Source organism: Collinsella aerofaciens (assembly GCF_040910265.1).
GTDB lineage: Bacteria > Actinomycetota > Coriobacteriia > Coriobacteriales > Coriobacteriaceae > Collinsella > Collinsella aerofaciens_BK.
On sequence record NZ_JBDGAW010000044.1, the window covers coordinates 1 to 1,164 of the forward strand.

A 1,164-nucleotide genomic window follows, 5' to 3' on the forward strand; every position below is an offset into this window, starting at 1 on the left:
GCGTAGACGCAGATCTTGCCGGGCTCGACGCACAGGGTGTTGGAGCCGTCGTTCCACTGCTCGCGGGAGGCCGCGATCGGGTCGCCGCCGCCGCAGGGGATCAGCTTGACCTGGTCGACGCCGGTGGCGTCCTCCAGGACGTGCTCGAGGGTGTCCTCGATCAGGCGGATGTTCACGTCGCCCGGGTTCTTGCCGGCGGTCAGCTCGTAGACGCGCAGGGTGCCCATGATGGCGGGGTGGATCGTGAACTTATCGACGTCGATCTGGGTGAAGACCGTGTCGAGGTGCATGAAGGCGCGCGAGACGGGGATGTCGAAGGCCAGGATGCGCTCGACCTTGGAGTCGGAGTTCCAGAAGATGTTCTGGGCCATGACGTCGATGGCCGCTGCCTGGGTGCGCTGGGAGATGCCGACGGCGAGGGTCTTCTCGTTGATGTTCAGCACGTCGCCGCCCTCGGTGTGGAACTGGCAGTCGCGGCGGAAGTACAGGGAGACGTCCTTGTAGTCGGGGTGGTACTTGAAGACGTACTTGCCGTACAGGGTCTCGCGGTTGCGGGTGACCGAGTACATGCGGTTGAGGTTGACGCCCTCGCCGACGACCGCGAACGGGTCGCGGGTGAAGTAGAGGTTGGGCATCGGGTCGATGATCAGGTCGGACTCGGACTCGGAGTTGACCAGGGAGTCGAGGGTCGTGGAGGCCGTGAGGGGCATCTCGATCTCGGACTTGGTCATGCCGGCCATGGTCTTCTTGACGAACTCGAGGTTGTCCTCGATGGAGTCCAGCTTCTCGCGGACGATCTGCGGCATGTGCTGGCCGCGGATGCCTGCCTCGGCGATGTACTGGTCGGTGAACTCGGCGCGGGCGCCGGGGACCTGGTCGAACACCTCGGCCACGAGGTTCTCGAGATAGAGGACCTCCACGCCCTGGTCCCTCAGGATCTGGGCGAAGGTGTCGTGCTCCTGCTGTGCGACCTCCAGGAACGGGACGTCGTCGAACAGGAGTCGCTCGAGCTCGTCGGGCGGCAGGTTGAGGAGCTCGTCGCCGGGACGGTGCAGGCAGACCTTCCTGAGCTTGCCGATCTCGGAAGGCACGTGCAGACCTTTCGTCATGGCCTCCTACCTTTCTTTCGGGCCCCTGTCAGGGCCGATTCGTTAGCGCCCCTCC

General features: G+C 64.8%; 1 protein-coding gene. It reads right to left on the reverse strand.

Features of this window, described 5'->3' with window-relative positions; all coding sequences use genetic code 11:
• Window positions 1–1,109, reverse strand: a 1,109-nt coding sequence (locus AB5Z14_RS10175) for an arginine deiminase (protein WP_368131301.1), incomplete at its 3' end; no start/stop codon positions are given.
• Window positions 1,110–1,164 lie beyond the last annotated feature (55 nt).